Source organism: Ornithinimicrobium cerasi, assembly GCF_003702705.1.
In the GTDB taxonomy this organism is placed as follows: Bacteria; Actinomycetota; Actinomycetes; order Actinomycetales; family Dermatophilaceae; genus Ornithinicoccus; species Ornithinicoccus cerasi.
Genome location: NZ_QZMN01000060.1, coordinates 1 through 1,294 on the forward strand (window position 1 = coordinate 1; position 1,294 = coordinate 1,294).

Sequence of the window (1,294 nt, forward strand, 5' to 3'; positions counted from 1 at the left end):
TGGATCTGGGACCGCAGCTGGCGTTGGTAGGTGGCTGCGGCCTTGGAGGCGTGGGCCGGGCCGGTGGGGCGCAGGTCGGTGGCCTCGACCTGGTTCGCGGCCCGCCAGACGGCGACAGCTGCGAGCACGTCGTCGGCCGGGCGAGCGGTTCCTTGTGCCGCCCACTCGGGGGTGGGGGAGGTGACCGCGTGCTCGGCGACGTCCTGGGCGAGGTCGGTGACGCGCTGGGCGCGGGCGGCCAGGTAGGGCCCCCAGGTCGGGTCGGTGACCAGGGTGGCGGGGATGCCGGGGATCCACGGCAGCGGCCCGGTGGCGGTGTTGCGCATCCCGGTGTCGTCCAGTCGCCAGTCGAGCACTGCGGCGGGGTCGGCGGCGGTGTCGACCTCCCGCGCAGTTACTGCATCCCGCAGCACCGGTATCGGGTTCTGCCCGCCGGCGGCGAGAAGGGTCAGGTGTGCCCGCAGGGTCGGCCACGCCGCCGCGTCGCTCATGCCGGGGACCAGGTGTTCGGCGGCCTCGTCGAGGCGCTTGAGGCGCTCGGTGCCGACCGTGGACGCGGCGGCGGTGTAGAGGGCGTCGACGTACCGGGCGGCGGACTCACCGAGCAGGACGGACGGGTCGTCGGCCTGGCGCAGCATGGTGGATGCCGAGGCCGGTGCCTCGTCCCGGGCCAGGATGGCCTCGAGCATGTCGGTGGCGGTGCGCGGGCTGATCGTGTGCGGCTTGGCGGCGTCGTGCTCGTCCCCGGTGCCGACGACCTCCAGGTAGACGTGGTTGGCGTCCCGGCCGCGGGTCATCATCGTGTAGAGCTGCTGGCGCGACTCCTCCCCGGTGGCCAGGCCGTGGGTGACGTCGACCGACACCCCCTGGGCGGTGTGCACGGTGGAGGCGTACCCGAGCTCGACGTTGGTGGCGACGTAGTCGGCAGGCAGGGCGATCTTGCGGCCGGTGCGGGTGTGCTGCACGACCAGTGCGCCGGCGTCGTCGGTGTCCATCACGGTCCACCGGTCACCGTTCTTGACCCAGTCGGTCGGTGCGGTCTGCAGGCGCCGGTCGTTGCGGCGGGTGATGACGGTGTCCCCGACCGAGGCGTGGTTGCCGTCGGACAGGGCGACCTCGTCGGTGGGTCGGGGGGCTCCGTCCAGGCGGTGGTCGCGGGCACGTTGGTTGAGCTGCGCGACGAGCTCCCGGGTGGGGGCGAGCATGATCGCGTCCCGGCCGCAGGCCCGGTCGGCCGACCAGGCACCGAAGACCTGCTCGGTCATGGTGGCCAGGTCACCGACGTGGACCCGCC

At 73.6% G+C, this 1,294-nt stretch carries 1 pseudogene; it reads right to left on the bottom strand.

What is annotated here, in order from left to right:
- Nucleotides 1–1,265 (bottom strand): annotated as a pseudogene (locus D4B81_RS17775) (MobF family relaxase); the annotation flags it as partial.
- Nucleotides 1,266–1,294: the final 29 nt, after the last annotated feature.